Consider the following 15926-nt stretch of genomic DNA (forward strand, 5'->3'; position numbering starts at 1 on the left):
TACATATTGACTAATCGCTGCTCTTTTTGGCTTTGAATAAGAAAAAATTACAATCGGATAAATCGGTAAGACAAATTTCTCATGAAAGCGAGCAAAATAAGTAAACATTCGCCGATTAAACCACTTGCGGGAACTTTCCTGCGCCTCTACATGAATCAGAAAAAAAGATTCTTTTCCTCGAAACTTAACCTGTGCGACTAAATCGCTTTCATACCTTTCTCCTTCCGTGACATCGGTAAATACTTCTTTGTCTAAAAAAGTAATCGATTCCCTATCTAAATAATCTATCAATTGAGGAAAAAATAACTCAATAAATTCGACAAAAAAGGTGGAGATTAACTCCTTAAATAAGCGGTCATGGTCAATATTATTAGTCATGTAATATCATCTTAACTAATCTGAGCGATGAATGACTACTCTTATGTATTGTATTCTGAAAAGTCGGTTTTGGCAACGGATTGTTATGACCTCACCCCCTTAACCGACAGCGATTGCCAAATTCGCACAAAATCCATCAGATTGAGCTAAATCGAACAAAACATCGTAAACAGCAGGAAAAATCGGCAACAGGGTAGAAGTCATGACATTAACTGCAAAGGTTTACTGCTAACAGTTTTAGGCCAACAATCCCCAATTTTTCAAGGTTGCTATCACAAAAATTAACATTTATTACAAGAAAACGGGTTTCTCGAAGAAACCCGTTTTCTAAATATTTTCTCGAAGAAACCCGTTTTCTAAATAAAGGCAATCACTCTCCCCAATTCATAATTCCAGGCTCCCTTCTCCCGTATCATACTTTGTGCTTTTTGTCAAAAAAACTTTTTTTTTGCAATAAAACTACACAAAAAAAAGATCATCGTTGTGGGTGAAAATGACTGATTTACCCGTTTTAACTAGGATCACCTTCTAGGTGTGGCAAGGGTTTCAACCATTGCTGCCCAAAAAAGCACAAAATAACCCATTATGAAATTCTATCAAATCGCTGTAACCATTATAACGTCGTTGTTAAATAAAAATCTTTCTCAATTAATTCTTAAGAATTTATAAATATTGCGAAATGTTAATTTAAATATTCTCAAGTTTTTACAGTCAATAAATAATTTTTGCTTATCTTTGTCAGAAAATAGAACTTCTGCAAAAATCCAACATCTACCATGGGGTTAGGAGTCAGTTATCAGTTATCAGTTATCAGTTCACTGAGAAAACACCCCACACCCCACACCCTACACCCCACACCCCATACCCCACTTATTCAACAAACATGAAAGAATCGTGGCGAGAACGTCTGAATATCTCTCGAATAGCGATTAATGCCCCGAGGTTAACCATTGCTTTCTGGTTAGCGGTGGCAGTGGCGGGAATTTTGGCTTTTAGTTCCCTAAAATACGCTCTTTTCCCCGATATCAGCTTTCCAGTCGTAATAATTAACGCTCAAGCGGATTTAGCTACTGCTATCACCACGGAACAGCAATTAACTAAACCCCTAGAAAATCCCCTTTTCTCTCTCCCCGGTTGTCGCGATGTTTCCTCGACTACTGGACCCGGACAGTCAGTAATCAGCGTTTTCTTTAAAATTGGCACAAATTTAGACAAGGCCACCGCAGCAGTTAAACAGACTATCTCGCAAGTCCCTTTACCCCCTCAAGCTACCACAGAAGTTATCCCCGTTGATTTAAATGAGTCGGCAACAGTCACATATACGCTGGTGAGTGAGCAGAAAACTCTAGAAGAATTAAGCCAAATCGCCCAAGATAATTTAATTCCGCCCTTAAAAGCTCTTCCTGGTACGGCTAAAGTTAATTTACTCGGTCAAGGTACAGTTAGGGAAGATAATCCCCATAAAAGCTTAACCCGACCATTGCCCACGCTGGTGCGCTTTAACGGACAAGAAGCGATCGCAGTGCAGGTAATCAAACAAGGTGCGGCTAATAGTCTCGATCTCGTTGCTGAAGCAGAAAAACTGGTTAAAGACATAGCACAAAAACTGCCCGATGTCAAGATAATTTTAGCTGAAACCCAAGCGGAATATATTCGCGCTGCCCTACAAGGCACGATCGATGATTTACTTTTGGCAGTTTTGCTGTCAGTGCTGGTGATCTTGATATTTTTAGGCAGTTTCGCCGCTACGGTCATTTCTGCTCTGGTTATCCCCCTATCTCTTTTGGGGACTTTCATTATCATGGCCATCTATGGGTTTAATCTGGAAACCCTGACGCTGCTGGCTCTCGCTTTGGTGATCGGCATTGTCGTGGATGATGCGATCGTTGATGTGGAGAATATTTCCCGTTTAATCGATGCGGGGGAAACCCCGAAAAATGCGGCACTCAAGGGGACAAGGGAGATCGGATTAGCTGTCACCGCCTCCACTTTAACCATTGTTGCCGTGTTTATACCCGTGGCTTTTATGGGGGGTGCGGTGGGACAGTTTTTCCAACCCTTCGGTTTAACTGTCTCGGCTGCGGTGATTTTTTCTCTGTTGATCGCCAGAACCTTATCGCCAGTTTTGGCATTATATTGGCTGAAACCGCAGTCACAGGCAAAAATGACGAAACAAAAGCGACCGATTGAGAACACCTATCGAAGGCTCTTAAACTGGTCATTACGTCATCGTTTGCTGGTCATTGCTATTGCCCTAATTACCTTTTTGGCGGGTATTGCCCTGATTCCTTTTATTTCTAGGGGATTTATTCCCCGACTCGATCGCGGCGAGTTTAATCTGGTTTATACTTCTCCTTTGCCGAAAATAACACAAATTAGTCCTAATAAACCGACGGCTAAGAGTTCTAGCGATAGTTTCGCTTGGATTTCCCAGTTAGCGAGTTCTCCCGAAAGTTTTCTTTTGCGTCGCACTATCCGCGATGGCAGCAAATTAGAAGCGCCGATTTTGCAGGATGGGGAAGTGGAATCGACTTTTATGATCGCCGGTTTACGCGGTGAGCCGAATCGGGGCAAAATTCACGTTAAACTGAAGGGCGATCGTAAATCTCACACCAGTGCCGTGCAGCAGCGAATTCGGCAAATTTTACCGACAATTAGAGGGGTGAATGTCAGTGTCGAGGACATTCCTTTTGTGCAGACGGAAGCGGAAAAGCCGATCCAAATTGCGATTAAAAGCGATGATTTCAAGCTATTGCGCGATAGTGCCGAGAAATTGCGGGTTGAGGCCGCTAAAATCGCCGGTTTAAAGGATATTTCCCTATCATCTAGATTAAATGAGCGGGGGGATTTTTTGGCGATCGAGCGTTTAAATAGTCAACAGGCGATTTTTCTCAGTGCTAATCTCAGTCCGGATTTAGGATTAGAAGATGCGGCGATTAAAATTGAAGGGATTCCTTTACCGGAAGGGATAACTTTACAGCGTTGGGGTACTTCTTCTCAAAGTAGCGATGTTTTGGGCAGTTTTGGTCGCACTTTAATCCTAGCGACAATTTTAATGTTAGGAGTTTTATGGTTATTATTCAGAAGACTGTTAGAAACTATCGTCATCGCTTTATGTTTACCTTTAGCGATTGTGGGGGCAATGTTGGGGTTATTGGTAACGGGTAGTGAGTTTAGTATAATTTCTTTGATCGGGTTTATCTTCCTCTTGGGATTACTGGATAAAAACGCTGTGTTATTGCTGGATTATACTAACCAATTGCGTCAACAGGGTTGGAGTCGGGAGCAAGCGGTTTTAGAAACGGGAATGATTAGGTTAAGACCGATTTTAATGACCACTTGTTCGACAATTTTAGGCATGATTCCGCTCGCTTTGGGATTGGGTACTGGTGCGGAATTGCGGCAACCCATGGCGATGGTAATTGTGGGAGGTTTAGTCACTTCTTCCCTGTTGAGTTTAATTGTTGTGCCTGTGTTATATCTAAGTTTAGAGGATGTTTGGAACCAGATTAAAGCCGGTCAAAAGTAGCTAGTTTTACCGTCGCTTTAGTTATTGTTTTGGCTTCTGATTACTATAGAGTCGTTTGAATTCTTTTTGTTGTTGATTATGATCGACAATTGGCTCAGGATAACCACAACGATGTCTTTCTAAACGGGGGATTTTTCCGGTTACTAAATATTCCGTATCTACGGAAGCTAATTCCGGCAACCACTGACGAATATATTCCCCTTCCGGATCGAATTTTTGTGTCTGACTAGCGGGATTAAAAATTCTTAAAGGTTTCGGATCCATGCCACTAGAGGCACTCCACTGCCAACCACCATTATTAGCGGCTAAATCGCCATCAAAAAGTTTCTGCATGAAGTATTTTTCGCCTTTTTGCCAGTTAATAATTAAATCTTTGGTTAAGAAACTCGCCACGATCATGCGACAACGATTGTGCATCCATCCCGTTTCATTTAATTGTCGCATGGCCGCGTCAACGATCGGATAGCCGGTTTTTCCCTGGCACCAAGCTTGAAAATGTTCTTCGTTATCCTGCCAAGGAAAATGACGAAATTCTTTTCTATAAGCACCCTCAGCCAATTCTGGGAAAAAATAGAGACAATGCTGGTAAAATTCCCGCCAAGCTAACTCTTGCTGCCAAGTGATAATACTATCTTTTGCTTCCTCGGCGCGGCAATTTTCTAATAATTCTAGGGTTGCGGTCCAAATTGTGCGGATGCCAATCGCCCCAAATTTTAAAGCGGCACTCAAGCGCGAGGTGCCATCGAAAGCGGGGAAGTTACGATCTTCTTGATAATTGTTAATAACCCCTTGACAAAATTCTTCTAATCTGCTATGGGCGGCCTTTTCTCCGGGAGCGAGGGGTAAGGGGTTTTGCCAAGTAAAACCTAAATTTTCTAGGGTTGGTAAGTTAATAGTTTCTGCGAGTTTCTCCCCCTCATTTTCCTCTAATCCTTGCAGGTTTTCTAGGGTTGTGGGGCTGGCTTTGGCTAATTGGCTCCAATTTTTCCAAAAAGGAGTATATACGGTGTAGGGACTTTTTGAGAGGGTGAGGACTTGTCCGGGGGCATGGAGAAGTTGATCCCAGAAGGTTTCTACTTTAATTCCTTTTTTTTGTAAAGCGGCGATTACCTGTTGATCCCGTTGACGCGCGTAGGGTTCGATATCGAGGTTAAAAAAAACTGCTTTTGCCGATAAATTGCCGGCTAAGTTGACGAGTGTTTGACTGGGGTTGCCGCGAATAATCAGTAATTGACTACCTTTTTGGCGATAATTTTTTTCTAATTCCTCCAGACAACCGAGGAGATAGGCAACTCTAGCAGGGGCGATATCATCCCTCTCTAAAATAGCAGGATCGAGGCAGAAAACCCCGATAATTTTCGGACTGCGCTCCCTAGCTTTACTCAGTCCAATATTATCCGAGAGACGTAAATCGCGACGATGCCAGAAAAGGATTAGATTTGACATAAAGTAAGGTGATGAGAAGATTATCAGGGGCGAGATTATTGGGGTACAGTTAAGAACAAATTCAAGTCAAAAATACTCTTTCTGTAATTATAGGACAGTGGATCAAGAATAATTGTCTAATTTTACAATCTAGCTGTAATTGGCAGTTAATTTCTTGACAAAATCTCGATGTTCTGCTGTTTCTAACCCCCGCTGCAAAATCAATAAAACTTTTCCTAAGTCGCCCATTAATAAAGCGTTTTTATCTAGCCATAAACCGGGGAAGATTTGGGAGCGCATTATGCCCTCACTATCGGGTTCTAGTTTAATATATTCTCCTGCCTGTAGCCGAAACCAATCAATTTTTTGTTCATAAAACCGCCAGACTAGATATTCTTGGACTTGATTGCGACGGTAAACATTTAATTTTTGATGAACATCGTAGGAAGCACTAGACGCGGCAATTTCGACAATTAATTCCGGCGCTCCTTCTACATAATCATCTTGACTAATTGTCGATTGTCCTCCCTTGTCAATTCTTAATAGGGCATCCGGTTGGGGTTCGTTATCAATATCTAATCTCACGGTGCAATTATCCCCTAATTGCAGATAGGGGGTAAAAGCTTTATAAAAACCCAACCATAACATAATATGTGCGTGGGGTTCACCATGTTGGGTAATTCTCAAGGGAGATGCCATATAAACAATTCCTTCAATTAATTCCGCTTTTTTGAGATGGGGCATCCCTTGATAACGTCGTTCAAATTCCCATCGAGTTAATTTATCGCCGTTTTCTAGGGGAGGAATTGTTAAAGAATCAGCTATTACTGGGGTAGTTGTCATAAGTTTTCTCTTTTCACCCGTCTTCTAGTTAATCTTTGCCCGCTATCGGATCGGAATTTTTTCCTGATCTTCCATTATTATAACACCCATCGGTAGGGTGTGTTAAAGTAGCTCAACACACCCACAAAAATCAATTAGAAGTCAGCAAATAATCGATAAGTTTAATTAATCTTTTCTCTTTAACTCCTGACACTGGGCGATTTAGGACATCTTCCAAAGAATCAAAGGGCTTTTCTGAACGTTTTTTCAGAAAGTCATTAACAGATGCAGGTGGAATTCCCACTTTTTTAAGTTGATTAGCATCACAGCTATTCAAAAGCTCTAAAATCGACTTAGAAGGAGGAGAAGGAGGAGAAGGAGGAGAAATAATAATTTTTTCTTCCAGTCTTTTGATTTCTTTTTGGTACTCCTCTCGGATTGCTTGTAACTGGGTTTCTAATCGTTTTTCAAGATTACTCATCCTCAATTCTAGAGGATTATCTATTTTTTCGGGCTTGGTAATTAACCCAGGAGAAGGAGATAATAACTGTATTTGCTGTAAAGCGATACTCTCCGCTTCTTTATCAACTACAAAAGCGTTAATCATCTCGATGTCAGGAACTTTCTGATTGGCGATAACAGAAGCATAATATTCTAAATCTCCACTAATAATATTATAACGTTCATCAACTTTTTTATTATCAGCTTTTTTGAGAATAGCAGGGCGAATAATTCCACCCATTTCAATAATAAGATTGGCTAAATTCTCTAATTCAGTTTCAGAGAAGGTTTCTCTGGGAAGGGAAGGATTAATATCAGTAATATCGACTCGTAAAAATTTCCACATTTATTTAACTCCTATTTTAGCTAAAACTTCAATTGCTAAGGCTTCAAATTCTGCTGCTGATACTCCCGCATCAGCTTGATGTTCGGCATAATCGATTATAGATTGGGGGGCAGGAATTTCTAAATCTCCCACGGTAACGTATTGATTTATACAGCGAGATAAAGGCATTCTTTCCGAGATAGTCGATTCCATCAAAGGTAAATTATATTTGTCTGGAATCACTTGTTTTTGTTTGGGAAAATTATATTTTAAGTATTGAGCATGGGTGGAAATTTTGGAAGGTAAAACGCCTAAAATTTGTAGGGTTGGTTTACCCAAATCTCCACGACTTTCATTGATTTCCTCTTGAACAAAGTTTTTAACGCTATCTAATCCTTGATTAGAAAATGGTTTAAGATCAGAAGGAATTATTAGATAGTCAGCTGCAATTAAAGCAATGCGTGCATATAAATCAAGTGCGGGAGGTGCATCAATAATTACAATATCGTATTGATCCTTTACTTTCTCTAATTTTCTGGCCAATCTAGCAAATACCGCCGCATTATCTTTAATTTTAGCTTGGTTAGCAATTAAAGATATGTGAGAGGGAATAACATCAATTTCTGGATGATTGAATCCTTGAGACTTTCTGACAATATTCTCAATAAAAATACGGTTACTGTTATCTAGCAAATGAAAGACATTTTTATCTTTTAAATCATCGTCATCATCGAATTGAAACTTAATTAAACCAACGGCAAAGGTACTATTAGCTTGAGCATCAATATCAATTAATAAAACTCGCTTACCTTTTTTACTCAAAGCTGCCGCTAGATTGGTAGCGACGGTGGTTTTACCAACACCACCTTTATGATGATAAATTGCGATGGTTTTCATGGGATTTTTGTTGTTGATTGTTGGAGAATTAAGCGGTGGAATGCCTAGGGATAAGGTTTCGTAGCCAATCAGAGATTTTAACTGTTCTAAGTGAGAGGCAATTTCTAACCCAGAACATCTAAAAACTAAATAAATTTTATCGGGTTTTCTTCGATAAAGTTGAATCTCATCACCGTTGGTTAATAATCCCCACTGCACTTTAAAGTAGTTGAGATAATAACCTAAGCGGTGACGATGATTGATGAGCTTTTCTCTGGGGTTTTTAGCCTCGATAATTAGACAGTGAGAGGATAAAAACTGCCTTTTATTGATAGGTTTTTGAGCGGAAACAAGGAAGTCTAAGCGGACTTTACCGAAGCTAACTTGTTGATACCAATGTTCGGCATTGTAGCCTAGTTTTGGGAGTAAATACTGGACAATTAGTTTACTCTCCACTTCCCTTTCGTTATGACAATGATGAGGATTGAAAGTCACACATTTGAGGAAATAAGTAGTTGGACAAAAGTAAAGTTAACTGTGGGGTAAGGAGTCAGGAGTCAGGAGTCAGGAGATAGGAGTCAGGAGTAAGTAAGAATTACGGCAATTTACATTTCTTAAGATAGACAACAGAATTTATGTCCGACTACTTACTTAAAAATAACTTATTGTTAGTTTAAATGATGACAGCCCTTCCCGTCAAGGTAAAGCACAGAATCCGGCTCTTCGTTACTTGGTATGGTTCGATAGGGGGGCATAAATCGACTAAATCCTTATCTGGCAAGAGATTTAATTGATTAGTTCGCTCTAGATCAAAAACAATTGACAAAAATCACTTAATCAAGTATTTCAGCTGCAATAAAGAACCCTATCTCTCACCTATTGGTGAGCAGCAGAAGTTATTAAAAGAGGGCGAATGCAATTCGCCCCTACAATAACATTATCGCCCCAATAGTAGGGGCGCATCGCGTGCGCCCAAATGTAATATTGTGTGTGCCCAAATGTAATATTGTGTGCGCCCAAATGTAATATCGCATGATCCCAAATGTGATATAGATACTTCTCCAAAATTGAGATGCACCAAGCAGAGAAAACCATCCTACCCACAGCTTAAATTAATGGATCTGCATAATTTTCTCGGCTACTTTCTGGGAAATAAAAGGTAAAATTGAGCGGTTTTGACTGTTATCTTTTCCCTCGGTAAATACCACCAAGAGATAGGGAGTATGATGGGGAATTTCAATATAGGCTGCATCGTGACGTACTTGACTTGTCCAACCAGCTTTTGACCAAATTTGACTATTTTCCGGTAATCCTTGCCCCAAAAATCCTAAGATTTGTGTATCATCTCCTTGACTTGTCCAATCAGCAGGATTAAGACTTCGTTTTAGTAAAGACATCATCATCTGGGAACGTTGGGAAGAAACCGCAATCCCCCCGATAATAGTATGAATTAAACGCGCCACTGCATTGCTAGTTAACATATTGCGATTCTCCATTAATTCCCCTAAAAAAGCGCGTTCACGTCCATAGGGACCGTCAGACCAAGTTTTTTGATTAACGTTAATTGTCGCTAATTCCGGCCAATTTAGGGATTGAAAATAACGATTAACTATGTTGCGTTGTTGCTTCCAAGTTTCAAAGGGACTGGCGGCAATTTCTGGACCGCTAGTGGTTCCCGTAACCAGATCTACAACTAAACTGGCAGCATCATTACTAGAGTCAACAATCATGTCACGAATGGCGCGATTTAATTCGCTGCTTTCGGCAATCATTCCCCCCTCTAACCACTCATGAATTGCTACCAGATAAAACAATTTCACTAAACTAGCGGGATAGGTTCTTTCTTGTCCGCGATAACTAAATCCGCGGGGGGAATATTTCCAGAATTCTTCGTGAGAAATTGCTCCCCCCGTGTTGACGACAACGGGAGGATCATATACTATCCAAGTTAGGGCAATTTGTTCTTGAGCTAATTGGGGAAATTCTCGCCAAGTTGTTTCTAAAATATCTGTACCGAACTGTTGGAGATGGTCTTCAGTATGAAAAAAGTTCATAGGTGTGCTGCAAAGTCAAGAGTTAGAAGGTGGATAAATTCTTGAATCGGCAATTCTCATTTTACGGTAAAATTTACCGATAATTAATTATTTGAGCGCTTTTGAGTTTAATGTTTATATCTACCGATGAGGTTCATCTCTATTTTATCAGTCTTGATCCCTCTGGGGATAGACTAGAAAAACTGGCTTCTTTGCTCTCGGAAGATGAAATAATTAGAGCTAATCGTTACCATTTTCCCGAACACAAGCGGCGTTTTTTGGTGGCGAGGGGGTGTTTACGCGAGATTTTAGGGTCATATTTGGCGATAAGTCCCGAAAAAATCGAGTTTATCTACAGTGAGCGGGGAAAACCGAGTATTAACTACCAATTGCAGTTTAATCTCTCCCATTCCGAAGATATGGCCATCTGTGGCTTGACTTTAACCGCTCGCATCGGGGTAGATTTAGAGAAAATGCGCCAGATGAAAGATTTAGATAGCTTGACAAAAAGGTTTTTTTGTGCTAGGGAACATGAGGTTGTTGAAAAGTCCCCAGAGAAGGAAAAGCTATTTTTTCAATTATGGACGGCAAAAGAGGCTTATTTAAAGGCACTGGGAACGGGAATTAGCGGGGGACTCGATCGAGTGGAAGTGGGCCTCAATCCCTTAAAATTAGACAATGTGGCGGGGGAATGGCAATTATGGACAGCGGCAATCGGCGATAATTATCGAGCGACGGTGGTTATCGAAGGTAGCGATCGAGTGATTAAAACCTTTGGCCTTTCTGATCTATGATTAATTGGGGAGTTAATTGCCTTGAGAAATTCAGTAATTATTCCTAGCTATCTCAAAAAAAGCTTGTCCTTAATTATTACTTAACCTTGTTTTCTCTATGCGAATTGCTCTTTTTACAGAAACCTTCTTACCGAAAATCGATGGCATTGTCACCCGTCTTAAACATACCGTAGAACACCTACAAAGATTAGGTCATCAGGTATTAGTTTTCTCTCCCGATGGCGGTTTAAAGGAGTACAAAGGTGCTAAAATTCATGGAGTTACAGGGATTCCCTTACCCCTATATCCGGAATTAAAAATGGCTTTCCCCCGGCCTTCCGTCGGTCAAGCTTTAGAGAGGTTTAAACCTGATATTATTCATGTGGTTAACCCGGCTGTTTTAGGGGTGGGAGGCATTTATTTTGCCAAAACTATGAACATTCCCCTCGTCGCTTCCTATCATACCCATCTCCCCCAATACCTACAACACTATGGATTAGGTTCCCTAGAAGGATTACTCTGGGAATTATTAAAACTGGCCCACAATCAAGCAAGTTTAAATCTCTGCACTTCCACCGCTATGGTGCAAGAATTATCTAGTCGTGGCATTGAAAAGGTAGAGCTTTGGCAAAGGGGAGTCGATACGGAATTATTTCAACCTCATTTAAAATCCCCAGCTATGAGACTGAAATTATCCCAAAATAACCCCGATAGTCCTCTCTTATTATATGTTGGTCGAGTGTCGGCCGAAAAAGAAATCGATCGCATTAAACCAGTATTAGAAGCGATTCCCGAAGCAAGATTTGCCATTGTGGGAGATGGTCCCCATCGGGAAGCTTTAACAAGTCATTTTGCCGACACAAATACCCATTTTGTCGGTTATTTACAGGGGTTAGAATTAGCCTCCGCTTTTGCTTCCGCAGATGCTTTTCTGTTTCCCTCACGCACAGAAACCCTCGGTTTGGTACTCTTAGAATCCATGGCTGCCGGTTGTCCGGTGGTGGCGGCAAATTCGGGGGGAATTCCCGATATTGTCACCGATGGAGTTAATGGTCATCTCTTCGATCCTAGGGATGAAAAGGGTTTAATTAGTGCCACCCAAAGATTACTAACCGCCAAGGCAGAAAGAGAGGAATTACGACGAAATGCGCGTCTAGAAGCGGAAAAATGGGCATGGCAAGCGGCCACCAAACAGTTATTAAATTACTATCACCAAGTTTTGAATAATAATTCTGTGGCTTTTGCCGCTTAATTGTTGTCAAAATGCTCGAATTTAACCGCAAAAACCTTGACCTATTGTAACTTTTATGGCCAGCGCACCCAGTACCACCTTAGATAAGTCCACCCAAGGGGTGAAAAAGACTTATCCCAACTATAAAGTTATTGTTCTCAACGATGACTTTAACACCTTCGATCATGTGGCCAATTGTTTAATTAAATATATCCCGGATATGACTACCGATCGAGCTTGGGAATTAACTAATCAAGTTCACTACCAAGGACAGGCAATTGTCTGGACAGGTCCCCAAGAACAAGCGGAACTTTATCACCAACAATTGCGACGGGAAGGATTAACCATGGCTCCCCTAGAGGCCGCATAATTATGAATAATGGTCGCTTAGTTTGGAATCATTCTACTCATATTCCGGGGTTGATTGCGGTATTAGAAAAGTTAATTACTTATCAGGGAATCACCACTGTCACCCCCGGGGTACTTTCTCGCTCAAAAGGTCATTGTCCGCGGTTACAATTGCGGATATCAGTGCCAATTCGTGGTGGTTTTAAGCTGATTGCGAGGACAGGAAAAAGTGTTCAGGAAGTCTTTGTTATTACCGATTTAAACCAAGAGGATTTAGAAATGGCTATCCAAGCTTGTTTAGGAAAATAACTGTCGTGGGTGCGTTGTTGAAAAGCTGCTGGTTACTAATCATTGTTCTTCTGTTTTTCTGTTTACATTCTCTCCCTAGTTTGGCAGTAGTGGATAGGGTTCCCTTAACAGTAACTTTATTGCAGGAACGTTTAAGCGCACCCGTCCTTAAAGAAGGGATGACTACTATCGATTTAGCCAATTTAGTTATCGATATCCGGGATGAAAATAAGGAACTGCAAGAACAATTTTATCAACAGATTCAAGGTCAAATTAATCGCGCTAAACAACCCCTAGGTTTAGATTTTAGTAATTCCTTAATTCAAGGCAATTTTATCGCTTCCCGTCTGGGTTTACCGACTCCTTTAACAAAAGTGGCTCTCGCTACTCTATTATCCCCCACGGAAGAACAGTTATTACAACAGGACGAAAATTTCTTATTCGATAGTGATGAACCAGTTTTTAATGTCACAGTATTTCGCGGACCGGTGAAGTTGCAGGGAACCGTATTTATGGGAGAAGTGGACTTTTCTAAGACTTTTTTTCTGCAAATTGTCGAAGCAATGGCAGCAAAATTTAGTCGTGAAAGTAATTGGGTAGAATCGCGTTTTGCTAGGGTGGCAAAATTTACCAAAGCCAATTTTATGGGAGATGTAAATTTTAGTCAAAGTCAATTTTTAAATAAAGCCATCTTTCGCAGCGCACATTTTAAAAGTATTACTAACTTCCATCGCAGTCATTTTACTGCCGAAGCTTATTTTGATCAAACTAAATACGATAAACTCGCAGATTTTACCCGTACTTTCTGGGAAAAAGAAGCTAATTTTTCCCAAAGTCAATGGCGAGATCGTCCGCTATTTTCTAAGAGTAGATTTTTAAGTTTATTAACCTTTAGAAATGCCACTTTTGAAAAATCAGGCGCTTTCCGGTCTAGTTATTTTAATGGTGTGGTTAGTTTTCAAGATGTGAAACTTTTAGATCAGGTAGATTTTAGTAATTCCACTTTTACTAAAAATAGTTATTTAAGTGTATCAGGATTAGCTTTTGATTCCGATAAAGCGAAAATACTGGGAGATAGAGGAGTAATTGGTCAAGCAATTTATTTACCAAACCTAGCAGGAAATGAGACAGTTTTAAGAAATTTAGTTCGTAATTTTCGCTCCCTAGAACAAATTGCCGATGCCAATCAAATTGAATACAAAACCGAAAAATTGCGATTACAACAGTTAAAACAAAAACTAAATAATATCTCAGTTATTCGCCTAATTAACCTCACTTGGGTAGCTGATTTTCTGCATACTTCTTTCCTTACTTTACTATTACTTTTAAGTCAAGATGGTACGAATTTTAGTTTAGTTTTTGGGACAGGAATCATAATTTTTGCCTATTTTGGCTGTTTATTTTGGTTAATCGATCGCGTGCGTCGTCTCACTCCTAAACCAGTAATTCCTAATGGTTATGAAATCTTTTGTATGGTAACTAGCTATATTATTCTCACCCTTTCTGGTGTGTTTAATATCCTGCAATCTGCCAGTCGTCCCCTACTAACTTTAACAGCTATTGCCCTAATTCTTGTCCCCTTACCCCTAATTTTAATTATCGAACTTTATCGTCGGGGACGCTATCACGATTTAATGGATAGTTCCTATTTTCTGCAAGATGGTAGTATGCGACAATTACGCTTATTAATCACCCGTTTACCCGTGGTTCCCGAATTCCCCCTCTTTCGCGATCGTTATACTCCTATTCCTTGGCAAAAGCGTTGGAATTGGTTAAATTATTACGATTTAAGTCTCAATAATTTGCTAAAATTAGGCTTTAACGATTGGCGAGTTCGCGATCGAGAATTACCCGCTATCATTTCCTTTTTAGTTTGGTATCAATGGGGTATCGGCATCTTTTATATCACTCTCCTTATCTGGACTCTCTCGCGCACGATTCCGGGGTTAAATCTCTTGATTTATTTAAAATAAACTGTAAAAATTTGAATACAGCAGTTATCTTTTCGTTTTGGGTAACAGAAATATGAGTGGAAAGAGGAAAAAACCATGAATGCCAAATTGATTGAATCTCTCGTCCAAATTATACAATCCCTTTCTGAAGAAGAAAGATTGCTCTTAGAAAAGAAATTAGCTGCCCATGAAACTCAAACAGATTTTGATAACCTAGCCCAAGCTTTAGCAGAATTGCGACAAATTTGTGCTGAAGAAAACTATACTATAGAAGTTCCTCCTCGCCAAGATCGTTCTAATCCATTTGCAGAAAGCTTAAATGACATTCCTGTGTGATACTAACATTATCAGCGAGTTAGCACGTCCCCAACCTAAGATTTTTCTGCTAAAATTATCTACACAACAGTACACAAGCGCGAAAAGCAATAGTCTATGCTAGAAAAAATCGGAATGGGAGAATTCCGGGATCATCTCGCCAAATATTTGAGTTCTACTACTCCCATCGCCGTCACTTGCCAGGGTCAGACGGTGGGTTATTTCTTACCGGCACGACCGGAGCCATCGGAAGCGGAGATCGACGGGTTAAAACGCGCCGCCGAGAGGTTGGATGCGCTTTTACGCGAACAGGGACTTTCTGAAGATGCGCTCGTTCGCGAATTCCGTCAACTCCGGGAAGGCGAGCGTTAGGCTTTCTGCTATGACGAAAAGAATCGTTCTGGATGCCAATATTCTCATCCGTGCCGTGTTGGGGAAAAAGGTACGGGAGATGATCGCTCGGTTCGCTCCCACGGTAGATTTTTTTACGACCGATCGCTGTTACGCCGACGCAAGGCGATATTTACCGATTCTTTTCGAGAAACGCGACCTAGGGAGCGAGGACGCGATGGCAGTCTTGGAAGGTTTGACCGGTTGGGTGCGGATCGTGGATAACAGCCTGTACGCTTCTTACGAGGGGGAGGCTAGAAAACGCATCGCCGCGCGGGATGTGGACGATTGGCCAGTCGTGGCGCTGGCTTTATTGCTGGAATGCCCGATCTGGACGGAAGACGCGGATTTTTTCGGCACGGGGGTGGCAACCTGGACGAGCAATCGGGTTCACCTGTATTTCGGTGAGTGAACGACGGCGATCACAACAATATCCGATATTCTGGTGAATTCGTAAGAATCGAAGATATCCCGCCGTAGTCGGTGGGTATCTCCCTGGGCTAGGTGCGCTTCCCAACTTTGCGAGCGTTGGATGAGTTTGGCTAGGGTTAATCTCAGACCGGCTAGATAGGGTTTGCTGAATAAATTTGAAATGTAGGCAAAGTAAAGGTTTTGGGGCTTTTCTTGCGAAACAGGTGCAAGATTTTGAGAGAATCGTCGTTCAAAACCTTGCGTCTTCATCGGCCCGCGTCCTGTAGGGGCGAAGCATTCGGACAATAACCTATCGGTGAAAAGGTAGA

16 protein-coding genes are annotated in these 15926 nt (G+C 40.9%); 9 read left to right on the forward strand and 7 right to left on the reverse strand.

The genetic code is table 11. The annotated features are described in order from the left end of the window. Positions 1 to 378, reverse strand: a 378-nt coding sequence (locus LW728_RS20645; protein ID WP_287767985.1) for an Rpn family recombination-promoting nuclease/putative transposase, incomplete at its 3' end; no start/stop codon positions are given. A gap of 883 nt (positions 379 to 1261) precedes the next feature. Here LW728_RS20645 and LW728_RS20650 point away from each other — a divergent pair. Continuing rightward, a complete protein-coding gene (locus LW728_RS20650) occupies positions 1262 to 3907 on the forward strand; it encodes an efflux RND transporter permease subunit (protein ID WP_287767988.1) in 2646 nt (881 codons plus the stop codon). 21 nt (positions 3908 to 3928) lie between these two features. Here LW728_RS20650 and LW728_RS20655 read toward each other — a convergent pair whose 3' ends face one another. The 5 genes from LW728_RS20655 to LW728_RS20675 all read right to left on the reverse strand — a co-directional run bounded on the left by LW728_RS20655 (position 3929) and on the right by LW728_RS20675 (position 9910). Then, positions 3929 to 5353: an FAD-binding domain-containing protein gene (locus LW728_RS20655; RefSeq protein WP_287767991.1), complete on the reverse strand. Its 1425-nt coding sequence runs from the start codon at positions 5351 to 5353 to the stop codon at positions 3929 to 3931. A 129-nt stretch (positions 5354 to 5482) separates the two neighbouring features. After that, on the reverse strand, positions 5483 to 6175 hold the full coding sequence (locus LW728_RS20660; RefSeq protein ID WP_287767993.1) for a Uma2 family endonuclease: 693 nt from the start codon (positions 6173 to 6175) through the stop codon (positions 5483 to 5485). A 130-nt stretch (positions 6176 to 6305) separates the two neighbouring features. Then, a complete protein-coding gene (locus LW728_RS20665; protein ID WP_287767995.1) occupies positions 6306 to 7001 on the reverse strand; it encodes a ParB N-terminal domain-containing protein in 696 nt (231 codons plus the stop codon). Next, entirely contained in the window at positions 7002 to 8351 is a 1350-nt protein-coding gene (locus LW728_RS20670; RefSeq protein ID WP_287670260.1) for an AAA family ATPase, read from the reverse strand. Positions 8352 to 8968: 617 nt separating this feature from the next. Next, positions 8969 to 9910 carry a serine hydrolase gene (locus LW728_RS20675; RefSeq protein WP_287665206.1) on the reverse strand — a complete coding sequence of 314 codons (942 nt, stop codon included), beginning with the start codon at positions 9908 to 9910 and terminating at the stop codon, positions 8969 to 8971. A 110-nt stretch (positions 9911 to 10020) separates the two neighbouring features. Here LW728_RS20675 and LW728_RS20680 point away from each other — a divergent pair, with 110 nt between their 5' ends. The 8 genes from LW728_RS20680 to LW728_RS20715 all read left to right on the forward strand — a co-directional run bounded on the left by LW728_RS20680 (position 10021) and on the right by LW728_RS20715 (position 15598). Next, entirely contained in the window at positions 10021 to 10683 is a 663-nt protein-coding gene (locus LW728_RS20680; RefSeq protein ID WP_287767997.1) for a 4'-phosphopantetheinyl transferase family protein, read from the forward strand. A 97-nt stretch (positions 10684 to 10780) separates the two neighbouring features. Beyond that, entirely contained in the window at positions 10781 to 11914 is a 1134-nt protein-coding gene (locus tag LW728_RS20685; protein ID WP_002775633.1) for a glycosyltransferase family 4 protein, read from the forward strand. A 55-nt stretch (positions 11915 to 11969) separates the two neighbouring features. Next, positions 11970 to 12263, forward strand: a complete 294-nt coding sequence (clpS, locus tag LW728_RS20690; protein ID WP_002758084.1) for an ATP-dependent Clp protease adapter ClpS — start codon at positions 11970 to 11972, stop codon at positions 12261 to 12263. A 2-nt stretch (positions 12264 to 12265) separates the two neighbouring features. Beyond that, the gene (locus LW728_RS20695) at positions 12266 to 12550 is read left to right on the forward strand and encodes a DUF2103 domain-containing protein (RefSeq protein WP_002732155.1); all 285 of its coding nucleotides are present in this window, start codon (positions 12266 to 12268) and stop codon (positions 12548 to 12550) included. 5 nt (positions 12551 to 12555) lie between these two features. Continuing rightward, positions 12556 to 14502 carry a pentapeptide repeat-containing protein gene (locus LW728_RS20700; protein ID WP_287768001.1) on the forward strand — a complete coding sequence of 649 codons (1947 nt, stop codon included), beginning with the start codon at positions 12556 to 12558 and terminating at the stop codon, positions 14500 to 14502. Positions 14503 to 14577: 75 nt separating this feature from the next. After that, a complete protein-coding gene (locus LW728_RS20705; RefSeq protein WP_004163133.1) occupies positions 14578 to 14817 on the forward strand; it encodes a hypothetical protein in 240 nt (79 codons plus the stop codon). A 96-nt stretch (positions 14818 to 14913) separates the two neighbouring features. After that, on the forward strand, positions 14914 to 15168 hold the full coding sequence (locus tag LW728_RS20710) for a hypothetical protein (protein ID WP_002782656.1): 255 nt from the start codon (positions 14914 to 14916) through the stop codon (positions 15166 to 15168). A 10-nt stretch (positions 15169 to 15178) separates the two neighbouring features. After that, positions 15179 to 15598, forward strand: coding sequence for a PIN domain-containing protein (locus LW728_RS20715; RefSeq protein ID WP_004269015.1), 420 nt, complete (start codon positions 15179 to 15181; stop codon positions 15596 to 15598). On the opposite strand, the gene LW728_RS20720 is transcribed toward LW728_RS20715, so the two are convergent. Further along, positions 15577 to 15926: hypothetical protein (locus tag LW728_RS20720; RefSeq protein ID WP_287768005.1), on the reverse strand; the 350-nt coding region annotated here is incomplete at its 5' end. The genes LW728_RS20715 and LW728_RS20720 overlap by 22 nt on opposite strands.

The organism is Microcystis sp. 49638_E5 (assembly GCF_021300285.1).
GTDB classification, from domain to species: domain Bacteria; phylum Cyanobacteriota; class Cyanobacteriia; order Cyanobacteriales; family Microcystaceae; genus Microcystis; species Microcystis aeruginosa_C.

Coding starts and splice junctions, on each gene's coding strand:
- LW728_RS20650 (WP_287767988.1), top strand. CDS start 1,262: ATGAAAGAATCGTGGCGAGAACGTCTGAATATCTCTCGAATAGCGATT.
- LW728_RS20655 (WP_287767991.1), bottom strand. CDS start 5,353: ATGTCAAATCTAATCCTTTTCTGGCATCGTCGCGATTTACGTCTCTCG.
- LW728_RS20660 (WP_287767993.1), bottom strand. CDS start 6,175: ATGACAACTACCCCAGTAATAGCTGATTCTTTAACAATTCCTCCCCTA.
- LW728_RS20715 (WP_004269015.1), top strand. CDS start 15,179: ATGACGAAAAGAATCGTTCTGGATGCCAATATTCTCATCCGTGCCGTG.
- LW728_RS20705 (WP_004163133.1), top strand. CDS start 14,578: ATGAATGCCAAATTGATTGAATCTCTCGTCCAAATTATACAATCCCTT.
- LW728_RS20680 (WP_287767997.1), top strand. CDS start 10,021: ATGTTTATATCTACCGATGAGGTTCATCTCTATTTTATCAGTCTTGAT.
- LW728_RS20695 (WP_002732155.1), top strand. CDS start 12,266: ATGAATAATGGTCGCTTAGTTTGGAATCATTCTACTCATATTCCGGGG.
- LW728_RS20675 (WP_287665206.1), bottom strand. CDS start 9,910: ATGAACTTTTTTCATACTGAAGACCATCTCCAACAGTTCGGTACAGAT.
- clpS (WP_002758084.1), top strand. CDS start 11,970: ATGGCCAGCGCACCCAGTACCACCTTAGATAAGTCCACCCAAGGGGTG.
- LW728_RS20710 (WP_002782656.1), top strand. CDS start 14,914: ATGCTAGAAAAAATCGGAATGGGAGAATTCCGGGATCATCTCGCCAAA.
- LW728_RS20685 (WP_002775633.1), top strand. CDS start 10,781: ATGCGAATTGCTCTTTTTACAGAAACCTTCTTACCGAAAATCGATGGC.
- LW728_RS20665 (WP_287767995.1), bottom strand. CDS start 7,001: ATGTGGAAATTTTTACGAGTCGATATTACTGATATTAATCCTTCCCTT.